The sequence below is a fragment of the Bombilactobacillus sp. ESL1097 genome (genome assembly GCF_058107205.1).
In genome coordinates, this window is record NZ_JBYLUB010000001.1 from 233,266 (window position 1) to 251,866 (window position 18,601).

An 18,601-nucleotide genomic window follows, 5' to 3' on the forward strand; every position below is an offset into this window, starting at 1 on the left:
TTAATGAGTATGGATTTAGCCGATAATGAACAATTTGTTCGCAAATATTTACCAGAAATCAAAGTGAAAAAAGTGCTGCCGGCCTTAACTGCGGTTCCAGAAAAAATGACCAGTATTGCCCTGAATCAAGATGGGGAGTTGGAACAAGTAATATTTACCGCGGGCACGAAAGTTTATTACTATGATTTGAAGCAACCTCATTCCTTACAGGAACGGAGTCGAAATGAAGTTAAAAGTGCGCAATGTTTAAAGGGAGTACCGCATGGCAAAATTAAAATTGTGTTTGAAGATTTAGAACAATGGCAATTTAATGATTTAATTGCGGGGCGGGCCTTTGATTTAGTTCAGGCTATTTCACCGCAGGAAAATACGCAAGCGGCCTATGATAATACTATTCGGGGTGGTTTTCCGCAATTATTAGATGCGGATCATGGTCCGGAAGTGGATCGTTTACGCAATTATATGCAAAATGGCTATATTAGCCAATACGAGTATGAAGATAGTAATCCAGCTTTGCCTAAAGCTGGTAAATGAGTCGTTAATTAAAAGACATTAGTCATTCAACGAATAATTTGATAAAAATTGGCATGCAAAGAGACGATTGTTCAAAAGGCAAGTTTTATTTTGAGAAGTCGTCTTTTTTGGCGGGGAACTTGTAATTGGCCGTGCTAGTGTTATACTGTAATGGTACACAGGTGAAGGAGGATATTATGAAATTTAAAGATAATATTCCGATCTATTTACAAATTAAAGATCTAATCAATCGCCAAATTATCGCTGGTAAATACCGACTGGGTGATAAATTACCATCTGTTCGGGAACTATCTGTGAGTTTAGAAGTTAATATTAATACTATTCAAAAAGCATTAGGCGAATTAATTCAAGAACAGATAGTAATTACGAAGCGGGGATTAGGTAATTTTGTAACGGAGAATCCGCAGATTATTGACCATTTACGGGATCAGATTATTGATCAAACACTGAGTGAAATGTATGAAGCATTGTCGCAAATGGGTTTAGATCAGGGAGAAATGTTCTATTATATTAAATTATATTTGGGTGAGAGGATGAATGACAATGACGACTAAACTATTACAAATTGCAGATTTAACTTACCGGAAAAACAATAAATTAATTTTAAATGATGTGAATTTGACTTTAGATACGGGGCACTTCATTGGTTTAGCAGGGGCTAATGGTGCTGGGAAAACCACGTTAATGCGTTTAATTGCTGGTGTAGCCAAACATTATAAAGGAAGAATTTTGTTCGAAGATGATGATAATGTGGTACAAAGAAAAGCGCATGTTAGCTATTCCGATGAACTACAAGGTTTTGCCCCACAAACCCCAATTAATAAAATTATGCAGTTTTACCAAAGTGTTTATCCAGACTTTGTGGTAGATCGTTACCAACAACTAGCTGACTTTTTAAATTTGGAAGGTAAACAAAAATTAGGTAACCTCTCCAAAGGTAATCGCGAACGTTTAACGATTGCGTTGACGCTGGCGCGCAAGGCCCAACTCTATTTATTAGATGAACCATTTAGTGGCATTGATGTGATGAGTCGAAAAAAAATTATTCAAGGCATGCTCAATTGGGTAGATGATTCGGCTTCTGTGTTGATTAGCAGTCATCATTTAGAAGAAATTAGTCAGATTTTAGATGAATTAGTAATCATTAAAGACCAAACAGTACTTACACATCGTTCGACCGAAGAAATTGTGGAACAAGAACACTGTTCGGTGGAAGAATATTTTGAAGGTCTATATGAAGAACAGGAGGACACACTGGATGACTAACTGGTGGTCATTGTTTCAAACCGTATTTCTAGAACAATTTAAAAAGTTGCGTACTATTATTTTATTCAATGCATTATTTTTGGTGATTTCCGTGGTGTTTATGTTGTTTTCTGGCAATCACTATTGGGGTGAAGAATTCTTCTTCAGTGTTCTGATTTGGGCCATGGTTTTTGCCGTAGTGCTACTGGTGCAAACCATCATCTTGACGCAAAATCAAATCAATAGCAATCGCTACCAGCTCATTCCTTTTTCTACGTGGAAAATTTACCTGACTCAAATTCTCGGGGTGGTTGTGAATTGGCTGATATTTTTGGTAATGCAAGTCTGTCTATTGATTATTGCCTTTGGCTTGGTCTTGTTAGAAATTTGGCAGCAAAATCGCACGCTTTATTATTTTATGCAGCATTTTCAAATTTTTGAACATGCTCATTGGTCAGTGTTCTTAGTAGTCGTCTTAATCTCCTTGGGTTGGTTAATCTTGAGTTTGTTGTTTGTCAATACCATTAATTTTACCAGCCGCATTTCTCTGGATTATTTACCATTACGGCAGTCTAAAGTAGTGACGGTGGTAGTTTATTTGGTCATTACATGGCTAGCTATCAAGTTTTTACAATTAATGTTTCGTTGGTTCAGGGCAATTGCGTTTAATTCCATGATGCATATGAGTAGTCTCGCTGGCAATACGCATGCTAATTATGTTTTATTGTTTGGGGCGATTATCTTGTTGTTACTGGTTAATGCTTGGTTAACGAACTATTTGGAGCCAAAAAAATAAACTATTTAAGGGGAAAGTTATGACTAATAGTTGGCAAGTCTTCAAAGTAGTCAGTCGAGAACAATTTAAAAAGGCTACTATGACATTAATTATTAATTTGTTGTTTGTTTTCGTGACTAGTTTAATTGTTTTATTTAATAAAGGCAGTGTGCATAATTTTAGTGATGCAGTAGCAATCAGTTTAATAGCTTGGAGTTTTGTTTTTGGAATTGTCTATATTTGGCAGTTAGCGATGTTAATTCGGCGGCAAATGTATAGCAATCGCTATCAGTTATTACCGATTGCTACCTGGAAAACTTATATCGTGCAAGTGGTTAGTATGGTAGGTAGTTGGTTATATTTCTTTGTTGTTCAAGCTGTCTTAATTGCGGTAAGTTTCATTATTAGTCAGCACCATTACGCAACTAGTAGTTCCCTTAACCAGAATGATTGGCATGTGATCTGGGGTGGATTGGTGCTCATGCTGTTAATAGTGGTGGTGGCAATTTTATTAATCAATTTTGTCGATTTGATTAGTCATGTTTTATTGAATTATTTGCCGGGTGGAACGTCTAAACTAGTTAAATGGATCATTTATTTAATCGTGATGGTTTTAACTATTAAACTAGCTACGTTATTAATTCCATTGTTTACCAGGTTAATTGGTCCCCGTCAGTTCAATCTGAAAATTAGTGGTGGTTACTTTAGCGTTAATGCGGGTGCTAGTACGTCAATTTGGATCATTGCTGGTGGTATTTTACTGTTAAGTTTAGTCTTTTTGATTATTAATAGTTGGTTAGTGGAACATGTTGAAACGACTTATTAACTAACTAATCAAATTGATTAGGGGGATCAAGATTATGACTAAGTGGCGACAAGTTTTCAAAGTTTTAACACGTCAACAAATTATTCAGACGACTAAGCTATTATTGATTAATTTATTAATGATTGTGTTTGCTAGTGCGGTTTCAATTGGTGCAGGTCCACATTCGGATTGGTCATTGGTAATTTTTGCCAATGTGATTATTTGGGAAGTTATCTTCGATATTATTTTAGTTATTTTGACGATTTTTAATTCTAAAAATCAAACTTTTACCAATCAATACCGGCTGTTACCAATTAAAGATTGGCAACTATATGCTGTTCAAATTTTGAATGTGTTGTTGAATTGGTTATACATGTTTTTAGTGGATATCATCTTATTAGGTATTAGTTGCTTTACCATTTTTCTGAAAGATCGAGTAAATTGGCCCAGTAAAAGTGACTTAATGTTAACCACAAAACAAATTGTTCAAGTTGGTGTAATGGTAATTTTAACTATTGCCATTATGCTAGTGTTTGCTGTATTAGTAGTACATTTAGTGAGCTTCATAGGAAAATTTATTACTGATTTTGTGCCCAATCAAAAGTGGATTAAATGGCTAATTTACTTAGCTGTTACGGTGATAACTATTTATTTGGTTTTGCGACTGTTTGACTTTTCAGATTGGTTAAGTTGGTTTGTTGGTTATCGTAGATTAAATGTTTCTACCATTTTAGGAACTTTTATGGTTAATGATGGATTGTTTATTGTTATTGATTTCCTTTTGTTTGAGGGTAATACAATTTTAATGTATAACTTAGAGACTAATCGGTAAAAATCTATGTGGCATTACATTATAATCTGCTACTTTAAGTAGTAAAATTTGTGCTAACGACATTCAATATTAATTACAAAGCTTTCAGTGTCTGAGCTGGGTAAGTGCTCAGCTTTTGTCGCAGTGCTTAAATAGCGCTCCAAAGGGCAAAAACTTGCGCCTAACTACGCCCAAGAACTAAAGTTAAGAATCAACTTTAGTTTTGGTCTAGGTTATTGCTCAGTTTCTAAGCGCCCTTTGTCGCAGTGTGTTTATTAGCGCTCCAAAGGCAAGAAACTTGTGCCTAACTACGCCTAAGAACTAAAGCCTAAACCAACTTTAGTCTTAGTCTAGGTTATTGCTCAGTTTCTGAACAGCCTTTGTCGCAGTGTGTTTATTAGCGCTCCAAAGGCAAGAAACTTGTGCCTAACTACGCCTAAGAACTAAAGTCTAAACCAACTTTAGTCTTAGTCTAGGTTATTGCTCAGTTTCTGAACAGCCTTTGTCGCAGTGTGTTTATTAGCGCTCCAAACAGCAGAAGTCTGCGTTTAGCTACGAATAAGCCCTCAAGTTTATAAAGCAAAACTTAAGTCCTTATTCTAGACTATACTCAACTTCTAAACGCTGTTTGTCGCAGTGCTTAAATAGCGCTCCAAAGGGCAAAAACTTGCGCCTAACTACGCCCAAGAACTAAAGTTAAGAATCAACTTTAGTTTTGGTTAGGTTAGTGCTCAGTTTCTAAACGCCCTTTGTCGCAGTGTGTTTATTAGCGCTCCAAGTGCCAAAAGCCTGTGTCTAACTACGAATAACCAATCAAGTTAAAAACCGCCACTTAATTGGTTATCCTAGGTTAGTCCGCGGCTTTGAAGCGGCACTTGTCGCAGTATTAACTATGATTTTGTATCACTCTATGCTAGAATATTTCACTAAATGTTTAGCTATTAATAAAAAATTTGGGGATAGTTAAAGAATGACAAAACAAACAGCCAAGCAACAAGAACAAGCACATTTGAATGATGTTGTTCAAAAGATTCAACAGGCCGAACTAAAATTAACGCACAGTATGGCCACCGCCAAAGCCGACATTAAAGAAATTGACCGGACTTTTGGGGATGATGTGCATATTGGCATGGGTGATGACGCTATTTCAATGGCGGGGGCATTATCGATTCATCAACAGCAACAGATGCTGGCCGAAAGAAATAATTCTTGGCAACGTTCGCACCAACAACTGGGGGTCTTACGAAAGCTGGAACAAAATCCTTATTTTGCACGCATTGATTTTCAAGAATTACCAGCTGGTAAACCAGAGACCATCTATATTGGTTTAGGATCATTTACCGACCGCCATGATCACTTTTTAGTTTATGATTGGCGGGCGCCCATTTCTTCAATTTATTATGATGGTGATTTGGGGAAAATCACTTATCAAACACCGGACGGTGAGCAAGCAGTTGACGTGCAATTAAAGCGTCAATTTATTATCCAAGATGGACAGATTAAGACTTTATATGATACCGAAGAAACCATTGGTGATCAGATGTTACTGGAAGTTTTGGATGAAAAAGCCAGTACCAAAATGCGGGGCATTGTGACAACCATTCAACGCGAACAAAATCAAATTATTCGTGATACTACTTCGGACTTGCTGTTTGTGCAAGGTGCGGCTGGTTCGGGTAAAACGTCAGCTATTATGCAACGAATTGCCTTCTTACTTTATCGTTACCGTCGTAAATTGACTTCAGGTCAAGTCTTAATGTTTTCGCCTAATATGTTATTTAATGACTATATTAGCCAAGTCTTGCCCGAGATGGGCGAACAAAATATGGTGCAAATGACTTATTTGCAATATGTTGCGCGGCGCTTGCCACATTTACAATTACAAACTCTGTTTGAGCAGTTTGAACAAACAATTCATCAAGCTCAAGATGTGGTCACTGATTTGATGACCGATATCGAATTCTTTAAATTGGAAACCAACTATGCTCAGATTCTAGGCAGTGGCGGTGTTTATTTTCGAGATTTGAAATTTAAGAAACGGGTCTTGATTTCCAAAACCAAAATTGCCGAAATTTATTATGGCTTTGGTTCGCAATATAAGTTAATCAATCGCATTGATGGTACTAGACAACGACTCATGAAGATTTTGAATCAACGTTTGGGTCAAGAAATGCGCAAGAAATGGGTTCAAGAAACGATTGAGTCGTTGAGCCAAGAACAATTACGGGCTTTGTATGATTATCCTGACCAAGAATTTAAAAACAGTGATGCAGAACAAAAGTTTTTAGCCCGTAAGATTGTGACACAAGCCTTTAAACCTTTAGCACGCCAGATTCAGCATAACAATTTTGTCAACTTAACTGCGACGTATCAAAAATTTTTACAAACAGTACCGCAATTATTAGATTTACAACAGTGGCATATTACGCCTCAACAATGGCAACAGCATTTAACAGACTTTCGGCAAAATTTAAAGGCTAAAAGAATTACGATTACGGATATTTCACCGTACTTATATCTCTATGATTTGATTACGGGTTATCACGGGGACACAAGTATGAAGTTTGTCTTTATTGATGAGATTCAAGACTATACTCCATTTCAGTTAGCTTATTTAAAGTACAGCTTTCCTAGAGCTCGTTATACAATGTTGGGTGATTTGAACCAGTCGATTTTAGTCAAGGAACAAAACAATACTTTGCTCAAAGAAATTACGCAATTGTTTGATGTGTCTAAAACGCGGGTGGTCCAGTTGACACATTCTTATCGTTCTACGAAACAAATTACCGAGTTTACGAAGGCATTGTTAACGCAAGGTGAAAAAATCACACCGTTTAATCGGGAGGGTGACTTGCCGAACGTGAAGATTAATGCGGATGAACAACAGATGCTCAAAGCCGTTTTACATCAATTACAATTAAACCAACAAGATCAATATGTGACGGCTATTATCACACGTGATTTGGCCCAAGCGCAACAAGTTTATGATCAGTTAAAATCAATTGAAAAAATTACTTTAATTCGTTCAGAAAATCAGCGCTTAGCCGCTGGTAATATTGTGATTCCGGCCTACTTAGCGAAAGGTTTAGAATTTGATGCCGTCATTATGTGGAATACTAGTGCGGGACAATTCCAAGCTGATGAACGCCAATTAATTTATACAATTGCTTCGCGGGCAATGCATCGCCTCAGTATTTTGGCAGTTAAGCAACTGGAACCACTGGTAGCGCAAGTTCCGCAGCAGCTGTATGTACAAGAGTAAATCAATGTTACTTGACAACCATGTTAAACTATTGAAGTTTGGTTGATAAACCAATTGAATAGTAACTTGGGGGAAACAAAATGCGAATGTTATTGATGAGTCATGGACAAATGGCTCAGGCGACTTTAGCTAGTGCAGAAATGATTGTGGGAGAATTGCCGAATGCTTATGCAGTTGGTCTAAGTGCTGATCAAAGTGCGGCCGATTTTCAAAAAGCAGCGGAATATTTTTTGGAACAAAACTTGGAAGAAGAGACAGTGGCAGCCATTGACTTTTTAGGTGGAACGCCGTCAGATGTCGTTTTACGATTGATGGTGAAATATCCGCGCTTGCAGGTGGTTAGTGGGATTAATCTACCCATGGTAATTGAGTTTGCGAACCAATCTTTAACGGCGGGTCATTTAAGTAAAACAAAGTTACTAGCAGCCAGCAAGAATGGGATTGTTGATGTTAATGCCAAATTAAGACGTTATAACTAAAATTGAAAATAATATACATTCAGGAAAATGTTCGTTGTACACGAGCATTTTCTTTTTGTCTGAGTTGCTTTTTGATTGATAAAAGTTGCCAATTAGTTGCCAAATAGCATAATTGCTAGTAAAGTTATTCTTGCTGTGTCTAAAACGTATTAGAATTAGAAGTAAAGGATGTTGTATTTTGAAAAAGAAAACATATTTTGGTTTAGCTATAGGAATTATTTTAATTGCGGCCAACTTACGCTTGCCGATTACGATGTTACCGCCAATCTTGCCGTGGTTACATAGTGCACTGGGTTTTGCAACTAGTTTAAGTGGGTTGTTGACGACAATTCCCTTGCTGATGTTTGCCTTATTATCACCAATGATTGCTAAATGGGGCATTCGTTTCGGCAATGCGCAAGTATTGTGGTGTACGTTACTGACATTAACGGTTGGGGGCTATTTACGGGTCATTCCGAGTACCTGGGTTTTATTAATTGGGACAGTTTTAGTCGGACTAGGTATTTCTGGCGGCAATGTTTTATTACCAGCAGTGATTCAAGAATATTTTCCCTAAAAAGCGACCTTATTAACCAGTTTATATACCTTTACGATGGGGTTGGTAGCTTCGGCTGGCACAGGTTTAGCAGCACCTTTAGTTAAAAAGACTAATTTAGCGGCCACAATTGCATTAATGACGACCGTTAGTTTAATTGCTTTTGTGATTTGGTGGGTTGTGGTTCGCCAACTACCAAAAAAACAATCAGTGACCAAACATGAAGCGGTTAAAGTACCATCAATTAAAAAATACCGCTTAACGTGGTTTATGACCTTTTTCTTTGGGACACAATCGTTGTTATATTATTCCATGTTAACTTGGTTGCCTGTTTTTTGGAGTCATAATGGTTTTTCAACCACACAAGCCGGATTATTAGCCACCGTTTATCAACTATGTGGGATGCCAATGTCCTTAATAATTCCCGTTTTAGCTAGCAAAAAGCCGGGAATGTATGCGAGTGTAGCGATTGTTGGTGGTGGCTTTGCGATCGGAACCTTTGGCTTGTTACTAGTGCCACACAGCTTTATGGGCAATATGATTTTAGCAATTGTCGCTGGTTTAGCTTCGGGTTCCGCATTTAGTTTGTGTATGGTCTTTTTCCAGCGGAAAACTAGTTCCGTTTATCAAACAGCAAAATTATCAGGAACAGCGCAATCAGTCGGTTATTTGTTAGCAGCGATTGGACCAACCCTAACGGGAGTAATTGAAGGCCAGCTTCATTCTTTTACGCCAATCTTCATTGCTTATAGCATTTTAGGAATTTTATTGTTGATTAGTGGAATTGTAATTACACATCAAAAACCTTTACCGAATGAATAATTTAATTGAGGGTTAGCTAGTGTTTTGTCACTTTAGCGAGCCCTTTTTTAATAATCTTAATACACAAAAATAGCGAACTAGTCTTTAAGGCTAATTCGCTATTTTTGGATGTTAAGTTAACTACTGAAAATTAAGCTTCAGTTTGAGTTTGTTGCTTTTCAATTACCTTGCCCATTCGGGTAACTAGTAATACTAAAGCAATCACAGCGCACATAATAGTTGCGGCAATGAATGATGCTTTACCAGCAGGGATTTTAATTGCGGCCCAGAGCATTGGTGCAATCACACCGGCAATTGAGGAAACTAAGGTGTTCATCGAAATAACGACTGGAAATTGCTTCTCGTCAGCTAAGATGGATAATTCGAATTGAATTGTCGCATTAACCATCACAATGCCCATACCAGAAAACATATTACCGATAATGTGGCAAGCCGGATTATTAAAGAAGATGACAAATACATAGGATAAAGCAAAAGCTACAAAACCAAAGGCCATGGTATCCGACTTTGTCATCTTGCGAATATACTTCAATAAGAAGCCTGTCAAAATACCTCCGATATTACCAATAGCAGTGACCATGCCGACGTAAGTAGTACCCCGACCTTGAGCGGCTAAGGCAATAGATTGATTAGACATAAAGATCATTAAAGCTAAAGAAGTAAAGAAAGTAATAATAATAATCAAATAAACATGCCAGTTTAAACCCTTAAGCAAACTCCAAAAGCTTTGCTTATTATCGTTATCATTTTTAGTAGCCACAATTTTAGTATCTTGAGGTACCATAAACCAAACCGCTATTAAGACGATTAAAGCTAACCAGTAAACCCAAAATAAATTGCGCCAATTAGAACCACCTAAATATCCGCCTACGTAAGTAAAGACCATCATACCAATATTGTTAAAACCAACGGACCAACCCATGACGTTTGCCCGGTCTTCACCTTCAAAATGTTCCTGTAATAAAATAGGACTAACGTTACTAATTAGACCAGTTCCACAACCCAGTAGGACCATGCAGGCGAGGATTAAATTCAAACTGCTAGAGTAGAATAATGGAACAATTCCACTAATTAAAACAAACAAAACGGCCATTAAACCAATATTTTTCCGTGTCATTTTATACGTTAACCAAGTAAAAGCTAATGTAGCGATTAATTGGCCTAACTGGGAAATGGAGCTAACCATTTGTACTTTGGAAATAGGTTCATTGGGGAATGATTTAGCAATGGCGGCAATAGCAGAGCCAATAACTGATCCAGTCATCAGCAGTAAGTTCATACTTAAGATACCAATCGCTAAAACTGTTTTCTTTCGATTCATATTAAATTCCTTTCTATTATGAGTTATGTACTACTCGTTAACTATCATAAAGGGTGTTAACCGCTTCCTCCATATGTAAAAGTGAGTAATTATGTGTTGATTTCTTAGATATTTTTAAAATAATTATCAATATATGAAACTATTGATGTCTAGAACCAATTATTTGTTAGTAAATAATTAATGCTATTTTTATTTTAAAAATTGCTAAATAAATGCAGTAGGGGATTTTTAAGTGCTTTTTAGTTTAAAAATAATTAAACTTTGTACATATAAAAAGTCTCCAAAATGAAAATCAATTTTGGAGACAGTTAAGATTTGCAATAGCTTAATTGTTGAAGAAACTTTTTTGATTGTGCTATTGAGCAAAATAATCTGGGACAGTAATGAAAGCACAAGAATTTGGCCTTAACGAAAGCTGCAAGTGTTGATTTTTCAGGGTAATTGTTTCTGTGGTTAATTTTGAAGCAGCTTGTAATGTCTGAACTTGTTGGTCATTGACGTATTCTGGTTTACCCATTTGCTCCCAAACTTGCTTGGCATTAGCGTGGTCAGTATCAATTCTTTGAATGGTGCAATCTTTATCTGGACCAGACAATTGAATGCTGATTTGTTCAGTCGCAATTGGTTGGTCAGGAACATTATGATTGTAAGCCAGTAATTGTAAGTCAGTTTGGTTTTGGACTGCTAATAATTCGGCAGTTGCATTAGAGTCAGCTGTGACAGCTAAACGTTTGGTTCCTAATTGATGAAAAATCTCAAAGATGCGATAAGCAGGTTTAGCAATACCGTTGGTAGTTTGCAAGCCAAAACCACCGTGAAAAAGTCCGGGCTTTTGGGATTGTTCTTCAAAAATATCCGAAAAAGTCCAAAAAGAATAACCAGCGACTAAGCCATCATTATCGGCTAAAGTTTTAGCAATCATTGCCGCCGCATAGGGTTCATCATGAATGGAATCACCTAGCATCGCTGAAACGTTCCATTCGGTATAGTACAACGGATAACCTTGAGCGTCTTGGTGGGCGATGCGCGTCATTTTTTGGAGAACACCGCGGCGATATTCGGTGATTTGACCGCCAGTTTGCTTGAAAAATTCGTCAATATCCATACCGCTTTGCCACAACGGATCATCCGTAGGGTAGTGGTGTGATGAAATAAAATCTAGTGGTACCTGATTTTCTTCACAAAAATTAACCATTTCTTTAATCCAAGCATTAAAGGATGTGGCTGGTCCGCCGACCTTTAATTTGGGATCAATGGCTTTCAGTGTTTTGGCAGTAATTTCGTATAGATGAAAATAATCGGCTTGTGTACCGGCAAAAAAGAGCGGCAAGTTGGGTTCATTCCAAACTTCAAAAAACCAAGATTCCACTTCGCTTTTGCCGTAGCGTTCTAGTAAATGATTGGTAAAGCGGTGAATTAATTCTTGCCATTGCGCATCTGAAGCCGGCATCGAATTATTACCACCATAGGCAAAAATAGTTTTACCACCAGAAGCTAAGCAACTGGGCATAAAGCCTAATTCTAAGAAGGGTTTCATGCCAATACTCAATAAAAAGTCAAAGATCTTGTCAATATTAGTAAAGTTGTAGGTTATACCAAGCGATTGGCCTTGGAAATCAAAATTCTCGATACAAACACTCATCTCATCATCGAATAAGCCATGAAAACGAACGTATTTAAAGCCCAATTCCTGATGGGCTTTGGTTAATTGCGCCTGATAATCAGCACGTAACGCCGTATAAGCGTGGCAACTACCGACGCACACTTCCCAATAATGGGGGAAATCAGTAACTTGATCTGTTTGAATTTGAAAGTTAATCATGTTTTAAACCTCACTTGAATTAGTTGTTTAATTATTCGCAGCTTGTTTAGCTTGACTGATTTTTTCTACACGAGTACCAAACCGTGTAATGAGTAAGATTACAGCTACAACAATCGAAACGATCATGCCCGCAATGAAGGAGTTATAACCCGGTTTAATTTTTAATGCTGCTAGTAAAATTGGGACAATCATTCCAGCAATGGAGCCTAAGAGTGTGTTAATAGAAATGGCGATAGTAAATTGCTTTTGGTCAGCTAAAATCGACATTTCATAAGGAGCGGTGGCGTTAACTAAAACAATTCCCATGCCTGAGAAAGCATTACCAATAACATGCATTACTACATTAGATGAAAAAATGATACAAATAAATGACAAAGCAAAGGCAACAAATCCCCAAGCAATGGTATCATTGCGAGTCAATTTGCGAATATATTTGAGCGTGGCAGCAGTTAAAATACCACCAGCATTCCCCAAAGCAGTGACCCCAGCTACATAAGCAGTACCTTTACCTTGAGCAGCGAGGACAATTGACTGATTAGAAACAAAGGTCATCATAGCTAAAGATAACATGAAGTTAATAATATAAATGATGTAAACATAACCGTTTAAACTTTTTAATAAAGACCACAAGCCCGTTTTAGTTTTGGTTCCTGTTTTATCCTGCTTAGTATTGGCTAATTTGGTATCTTGTGGAATCAGGATAAATGCCAAAACAAAAACAATTAAGGCTAAGCTATAAACCCAGAATAAATTACGCCAGTTTAGTTTTCCTAAAAATCCACCTAAGAAAGTAAAGATCATCATTCCAGCGTTCGTGACACCTGATGCCCAGCCCATCACAGTAGCTCGAGTCTCACCTTCAAAATTTTCTTGTAGTAAAACGGGTACGAGGTTAGTAATGGTACCGGTACCAAAACCAACCAGGACCATGCAAGCTAAAATAATATTTAAATTACTACTGTAAATGGCCGGTAACATCCCAGCAATGGCTACAATTCCGACGGCTAAGAGGCCTAAATTTTTGCGCGTCATAATAAAAGCTAAGTAAGTAAAGATGGCGGTGGCAATGATTTGACCTAACTGAGGAATAGAACCAATCAATTGCACTTTGGAAACTGGTTCATGGGGAAACGAACGAGCAATCGCTGCAATTGCTGCACTGGCCGTGGTGCTGAGCATTAATAATAAATTCATGCTCAAAATCCCGACAGCCATGGAAATTTGTTTTTTATTCATAGCTATTCTCCTTTTTTGGTTACGCTTTCATCGACGTCTTGAGTATATTACTGTTTTTAATTTTCAGACCATAGCGAAAAAGCAGGGCTTGTCTGTTCATTTCGTATATAAAAGTGCTTTGATTATTGCAGCAAAAAAAGACCAGAACACATTTAACTTGTTGTTCTAGTCTCTTCAAATTTTTTACTAAACGGCTTCGTTTTGATCTTAATTGTCCATTGCTGTAATGTTTTGAGCATTTGTGGCAATGACTTTTTGATAAAAGTAAAAACTATCTTTCGGGTAACGTTTTTGAGCTTTTTCACTATAATTATCGCGATCAACAAAAACTAAGCCGTAACGTTTATCAATACCATCATGAACGCTAATTAAATCCAGAAATGACCATGGATTAAAGGAAATAACATTGACGCCATCTTTAATGGCCTCGAGTAATTGGAAAATATGATCATGCAAGTAGTGCACACGCTTTTGATCATGAACATGACCATCAGTGGTTAAAGCTTCTTTTTGCGACCAACCACATTCGGTAATAATAATGGGAACATTAGGAAAGCGGTCATTGACTTTTTGTAAAGCATAACGTAAGCCTTGAGGATCACAGGAAAAATCCCACTCGGAATTGAGTAAACGTTCGTCTTGAACTTTTTCCACGCCAGAAATCACTCCGTCTAACATTTTGGGATTGGCTTGGTCGTTGAGCTTAAAAATACTAGTCGAATACCAATTTAATCCTAAAAAGTCAGCACGCCCATTAAGTAAGGTTTGCTCGTCCTCGCGCTTGGTTTCTAATTGAAAATTATTATCTTGCAAGTAACGTAGATAATAGCTAGGTAATTGTCCACGGATAGCAATATCCATATCAATGTAGCCAATAAAGTCTTCTAATTGTTTACTTTTTAAAACATCACTGGAAGTATGATCGTAAGGCAGGGTGGTCATGTAAGAAACGGCGGGGCCAATTTTAGCATCGGGTAACATTTGATGGCAAAGTTGGTAAACTTTCGCTTGCGCAATGAACATGTTGTAGTTAGATTGTTCACCTTTAAAGCGTAAATCTTGCGGGTTATCAGCTTTAATACCATTCATTGAAGGAACGTTAGCTAATAGCGATTGCTCATTGATTGTTAACCAGTAGTGCACCCGATCACCATATAATTTAAATAAAGTTTGAGCATAGCGATAAAAATCCGCGATACATTGGCGATTGGCCCAACCGTTATACTGCTCTACCAGTCCCTGCGGCAGATCAAAGTGGAACATTGTCACGATAGGTTCGATATGATTGTCAACGAGTAAATTAATTAGGCGATTATAAAAGTCTACACCCGCTTGATTATAATGTTCATCATTACCGTTAGGAAAAATTCGGGCCCAACTAATGGAGAAGCGGTAACTTTTTAAGCCTAAGTCTGCCATTAATTGCACATCTTCTTCTAGGTGATGATAGTGATCAACCGAAACAGAGGTATCCAAATATTTACTTTGTTGCGCTCTTAAATCGGCGACCGTTAAGCCTTTGCCATCCAGTTGGCTGGCACCTTCAACTTGAAAAGCGGAGGTACTGGCGCCCCATAAAAAGTTATCTGGGAAATCTGTGGGTAATTGTTTCATCGTATTAAAGTTATTCTCCTTTATTAATTGCGGTTTGTTGTTCTTCTTTTAAAGCTTGTTGATCTAAAATTTTAAAGAATGGCAAGTAAATCAAAGCCATTAAAGCAAAGTTAATGAGCCAAATAACAATTCCTTGCCAGCCCATAATTAAGAAGTCAGCAATGACTTTGGGCATGGTCCAAGGCATACCCAGACTTAAGGTTGGATTATACATCGAAATAAAACCAATTTTGACTGCACCGATGGCCACTAATCCGGACACCAATGATGATAAGACAAAGGGAATGAATAATAAGGCATTAAGAACGATTGGTAAACCAAAGACGATTGGCTCATTAATATTAAATAAATTAGGAATTGAGGAAACTTTAAAGAATTCTTTATAACGTTTCGATTTACCAAAGATTAAGCCAATCAGCACCAAACTTAAGGTCGCACCAGCGGCATCATTATTGGAAAAAGAAAAGGCAACTAAATTTTGCAAATACGGAATGGTTTTACCTTGCTGAAAAGCGGGAGCGCTAGCAACCATCATCGAAATAACAATTGGCATTAAAACAGATTGAATAGCAGCTGGATGCACACCAAAGAAAAAGAGTAAGTTGGACAAGGTGATTACTAAGATAATTGTCCAAGCAGAACCACCCACATGCAATAACGGTGTCGTAATCAATTGGTTGACGAAATGGAAGACATCTTTATATGGAGTATAACTAAAGATAGCACCCACAATAAAGACAATCGTGAAAATAATAATCCCAATAATTAAGGGCTCAATTGAGGTACTAACCATACTAGGCACGGAATCGGGTAATTTGATTTTTAGTTTTTGAACTTTGTTCAAGCGGACATAAAGCATACTAATTAAAATAGCTAAAATAATAGCTACGATAATTCCTTGACTACCCATGTACTGCATTTCAAAAGCGTTAATAGCTTTTTTACCATGACCGACAGTTTGTGGTGCTAACACAAAAAAGCTCGATAAACTAAACAGACCGGCGATTACACCATTCGATTTGCTTTTTTGAGCATAACTGTAAGCAATACAAAAAACGATAAAAACGGCCAAGATGTTCATCGAACCGTTAACGACAGCGTTCATTGGTTGAGTAATTCTTAAAGAATTAAACCAATTACTAACACTTTTAATCGGAAAACTAGCTAAGATGGAAAAGACAGAAGCACCAATGGTAATTGGTAAAGTCATGACCATACCAGCTGAAATACTTTGTAAAATCTTACTTTGACCAATTTTATTAGAAACGGGCACCAAAGTTTTTTGCAGAAGTTCTTGGAACTTATTCATTGACTTACTCCTCACACTTAATTTGAATTCGATTTCATAAATTAAGTATAGTTGGAATAAGTGCTGAATGACTAGATTGAAAAAAGTGAGCTTTTGTGTTGATTTCATAGATTTTTAATTTAGGAATCAAGTGCGTAGTCAGACATCTTATTAAGGCTACAGCAAACGCTCAACTCAATCTTGAAGTCTGAATCATTATGCAAGAACCAAGCTCATTTGGCGGTGTCACTACCAAGCGGCGGAGTATTGGTCTGTCTATGTTAAAGCATTATTAATCGTGTACGTTAATGTTGCGTGGTAAGCGCCGCCTTGAATCTGATTATTCAAACCGCGTGGGGGGACTTGTAACTTAATTTGTGAGTTGCCAGCTGGATCGAAGTAGTAAATAGTGTTGAGATCATTTAAAACAGTAGCATTGGAATTGTAGAGTAAAGTCTCGGAATCATTGGGACTGAGAGTAGTCGATTGTCCAGAATTTTGCTCTTGAAAAAGCAGTTGTGCTTGTTGTAAACCGACTTGCCCATTTTTGGTAAAGTTTGAGAGACGTGCTGTGACTTGATAAGGTACAAAGTAATGATTGAATTGGGGCTGGCTAGCTCTGGTATCTTTGATTTGTAATTCATTTTGTAAATTAGAGGTGTTGTTATTAATAAAAGTTTTCGCTTGTTGTTCAGGAATTGGCGTTTTGTCATTGCCAAATTGAATTTGTGGTAAATTTTGAAAACTTAAAAAGCGTAACTGATTAACCAGCCCAAGTTTTTGCGTTTGACTAGTTTTGGTCAGGTTAATGGGGTGAGACAATAAATATTGTTGCCCATTAATAGTTACGGGATCGCCTTCAGAAAGATCGCTAGCGCTAGTAGGGGCCAGGCCTTGAAAACCGCTAGCCTGGGTATTAAGACCGATTTGCACAGTGGCGTTAACTTGCAATTCGTTTAAAAAGTCATGTTCCCCACTAAGACTAGTGACTGAAGTGATCGGTACATAAGAGCCATCATTTTTTTTATAGAAAACAGTCACTTGTTGGTCATTATTAACGGTTTCGTCACTATCAAAAATACCGTTATAGTTCTGGTCATTCCAAATTTGGTAACTAAAGTCGGGACATTTAGTGATTAAATCAGCAACTTTTTGGGTGCTTGTCGTGGAGTAATTATTGGCCCGATCAACAGCAATAACGTGTAGATATTGCTTGGAAAAGCGATCTAGATTGGCAATGCTAGCACTAGCGGTAGGATCGCTCACGCCAATGAAGTTGTCATTATCAGAACCATCAATGATTCCCTGAGTATTTTTATGAGGCGTAATCGTCGTGTCAGGATTGTCATCTAATTGGTAAATATAACCCTTAATATCACTTTTGACTGGTTGTTGGATGGTGTTGGAGTATTGCGTGGTATTATCAGCATTGCCTTTGACTCGATAATAGTAGTTGGTGGCATTATCTAAACTGTGAACATTAACGCTAACTTGATCTTGGTCAGTCGTAGCTGTGACATGATCTAAAGTGGGCGCATCAGGGGCGGCAGTATCTTTGACAGTTCGATCTTCACCAGTCGTGCCAGTATTGAGAGTGCTGGTATAGTACATTAAATTGGCATTGATCATTGCTTCTTCGATTGTACAAGCGTTAGTGACGTGACCTGTTTGAATCATGGCATAGTTGTTTTTGGTGATTAAATACCAATTATTGTCAGCCGTAGCATTGGTGGCAGTAAAACTTTTCTGACCAGACTGGTCAATATAATGTTCGTCGGTAGTATTGTATTTGGTTTGTCCCAAAATATGATAATGTGGATCTTTGTCAGTGAGTGGTAAGAAGTCCATCCATTTTTGGGAGCCGCCATTGTAAAGATAAAATTGATTAGAAGTGTGGGAAGATTGAATCGTAAATTTATTAGATGGATTATAATTCAAGAGATTATTTGGGTATTGGGCTAAGGATTCGTTCATAAAAGCTGGGGTCAATTCGACAGTAGTAGAGCCCAAGCGATCATCACCTTGGGAAGTGAGATCACGAGTGCCGAAGAT

14 protein-coding genes and 1 pseudogene are annotated in these 18,601 nt (G+C 37.4%); 9 read left to right on the forward strand and 6 right to left on the reverse strand.

The window, feature by feature from the left end; genetic code table 11:
* The first annotated feature begins 3 nt into the window (after window positions 1–3).
* The 9 genes and pseudogenes from hdcB to AC3B6D_RS01055 all read left to right on the forward strand — a co-directional run bounded on the left by hdcB (window position 4) and on the right by AC3B6D_RS01055 (window position 9,268).
* Window positions 4–534 carry a histidine decarboxylase maturation protein HdcB gene (gene hdcB / locus AC3B6D_RS01015; RefSeq protein ID WP_489757058.1) on the forward strand — a complete coding sequence of 177 codons (531 nt, stop codon included), beginning with the start codon at window positions 4–6 and terminating at the stop codon, window positions 532–534.
* Window positions 535–710: 176 nt separating this feature from the next.
* Window positions 711–1,088: a GntR family transcriptional regulator gene (locus AC3B6D_RS01020; RefSeq protein ID WP_489757059.1), complete on the forward strand. Its 378-nt coding sequence runs from the start codon at window positions 711–713 to the stop codon at window positions 1,086–1,088.
* On the forward strand, window positions 1,078–1,800 hold the full coding sequence (locus AC3B6D_RS01025) for an ATP-binding cassette domain-containing protein (RefSeq protein ID WP_489774725.1): 723 nt from the start codon (window positions 1,078–1,080) through the stop codon (window positions 1,798–1,800). Before AC3B6D_RS01020 ends, AC3B6D_RS01025 begins: the two co-directional genes overlap by 11 nt.
* Entirely contained in the window at window positions 1,793–2,575 is a 783-nt protein-coding gene (locus AC3B6D_RS01030) for a hypothetical protein (protein WP_489757061.1), read from the forward strand. Before AC3B6D_RS01025 ends, AC3B6D_RS01030 begins: the two co-directional genes overlap by 8 nt.
* Before the next feature lie 19 nt (window positions 2,576–2,594).
* Window positions 2,595–3,380, forward strand: a complete 786-nt coding sequence (locus tag AC3B6D_RS01035; RefSeq protein ID WP_489769246.1) for a hypothetical protein — start codon at window positions 2,595–2,597, stop codon at window positions 3,378–3,380.
* 34 nt (window positions 3,381–3,414) lie between these two features.
* Window positions 3,415–4,191 carry a hypothetical protein gene (locus AC3B6D_RS01040; RefSeq protein ID WP_489774726.1) on the forward strand — a complete coding sequence of 259 codons (777 nt, stop codon included), beginning with the start codon at window positions 3,415–3,417 and terminating at the stop codon, window positions 4,189–4,191.
* Between the two features lie 949 nt (window positions 4,192–5,140).
* Window positions 5,141–7,432, forward strand: a complete 2,292-nt coding sequence (helD, locus tag AC3B6D_RS01045) for an RNA polymerase recycling motor HelD (protein ID WP_489774727.1) — start codon at window positions 5,141–5,143, stop codon at window positions 7,430–7,432.
* Window positions 7,433–7,512: 80 nt separating this feature from the next.
* Window positions 7,513–7,911: a PTS sugar transporter subunit IIA gene (locus AC3B6D_RS01050; RefSeq protein WP_489757065.1), complete on the forward strand. Its 399-nt coding sequence runs from the start codon at window positions 7,513–7,515 to the stop codon at window positions 7,909–7,911.
* 241 nt (window positions 7,912–8,152) lie between these two features.
* Window positions 8,153–9,268, forward strand: a pseudogene (locus AC3B6D_RS01055) (MFS transporter).
* A 130-nt stretch (window positions 9,269–9,398) separates the two neighbouring features.
* Here the strand turns inward: AC3B6D_RS01055 and AC3B6D_RS01060 are convergent.
* The 6 genes from AC3B6D_RS01060 to AC3B6D_RS01085 all read right to left on the reverse strand — a co-directional run bounded on the left by AC3B6D_RS01060 (window position 9,399) and on the right by AC3B6D_RS01085 (window position 18,559).
* Window positions 9,399–10,589, reverse strand: a complete 1,191-nt coding sequence (locus tag AC3B6D_RS01060; RefSeq protein WP_489774728.1) for an MFS transporter — start codon at window positions 10,587–10,589, stop codon at window positions 9,399–9,401.
* A 355-nt stretch (window positions 10,590–10,944) separates the two neighbouring features.
* Window positions 10,945–12,411, reverse strand: a complete 1,467-nt coding sequence (locus AC3B6D_RS01065) for a GH39 family glycosyl hydrolase (protein WP_489757068.1) — start codon at window positions 12,409–12,411, stop codon at window positions 10,945–10,947.
* A 27-nt stretch (window positions 12,412–12,438) separates the two neighbouring features.
* Entirely contained in the window at window positions 12,439–13,647 is a 1,209-nt protein-coding gene (locus tag AC3B6D_RS01070; RefSeq protein ID WP_489757069.1) for an MFS transporter, read from the reverse strand.
* Window positions 13,648–13,854: 207 nt separating this feature from the next.
* A complete protein-coding gene (locus AC3B6D_RS01075; RefSeq protein ID WP_489774729.1) occupies window positions 13,855–15,261 on the reverse strand; it encodes a glycoside hydrolase family 1 protein in 1,407 nt (468 codons plus the stop codon).
* Window positions 15,262–15,271: 10 nt separating this feature from the next.
* Window positions 15,272–16,570 (reverse strand): PTS sugar transporter subunit IIC, encoded by a 1,299-nt coding sequence (locus AC3B6D_RS01080; protein ID WP_489757071.1) that lies wholly within the window; start codon window positions 16,568–16,570, stop codon window positions 15,272–15,274.
* Window positions 16,571–16,825: 255 nt separating this feature from the next.
* Window positions 16,826–18,559, reverse strand: a complete 1,734-nt coding sequence (locus AC3B6D_RS01085) for a hypothetical protein (protein ID WP_489757072.1) — start codon at window positions 18,557–18,559, stop codon at window positions 16,826–16,828.
* Window positions 18,560–18,601: the final 42 nt, after the last annotated feature.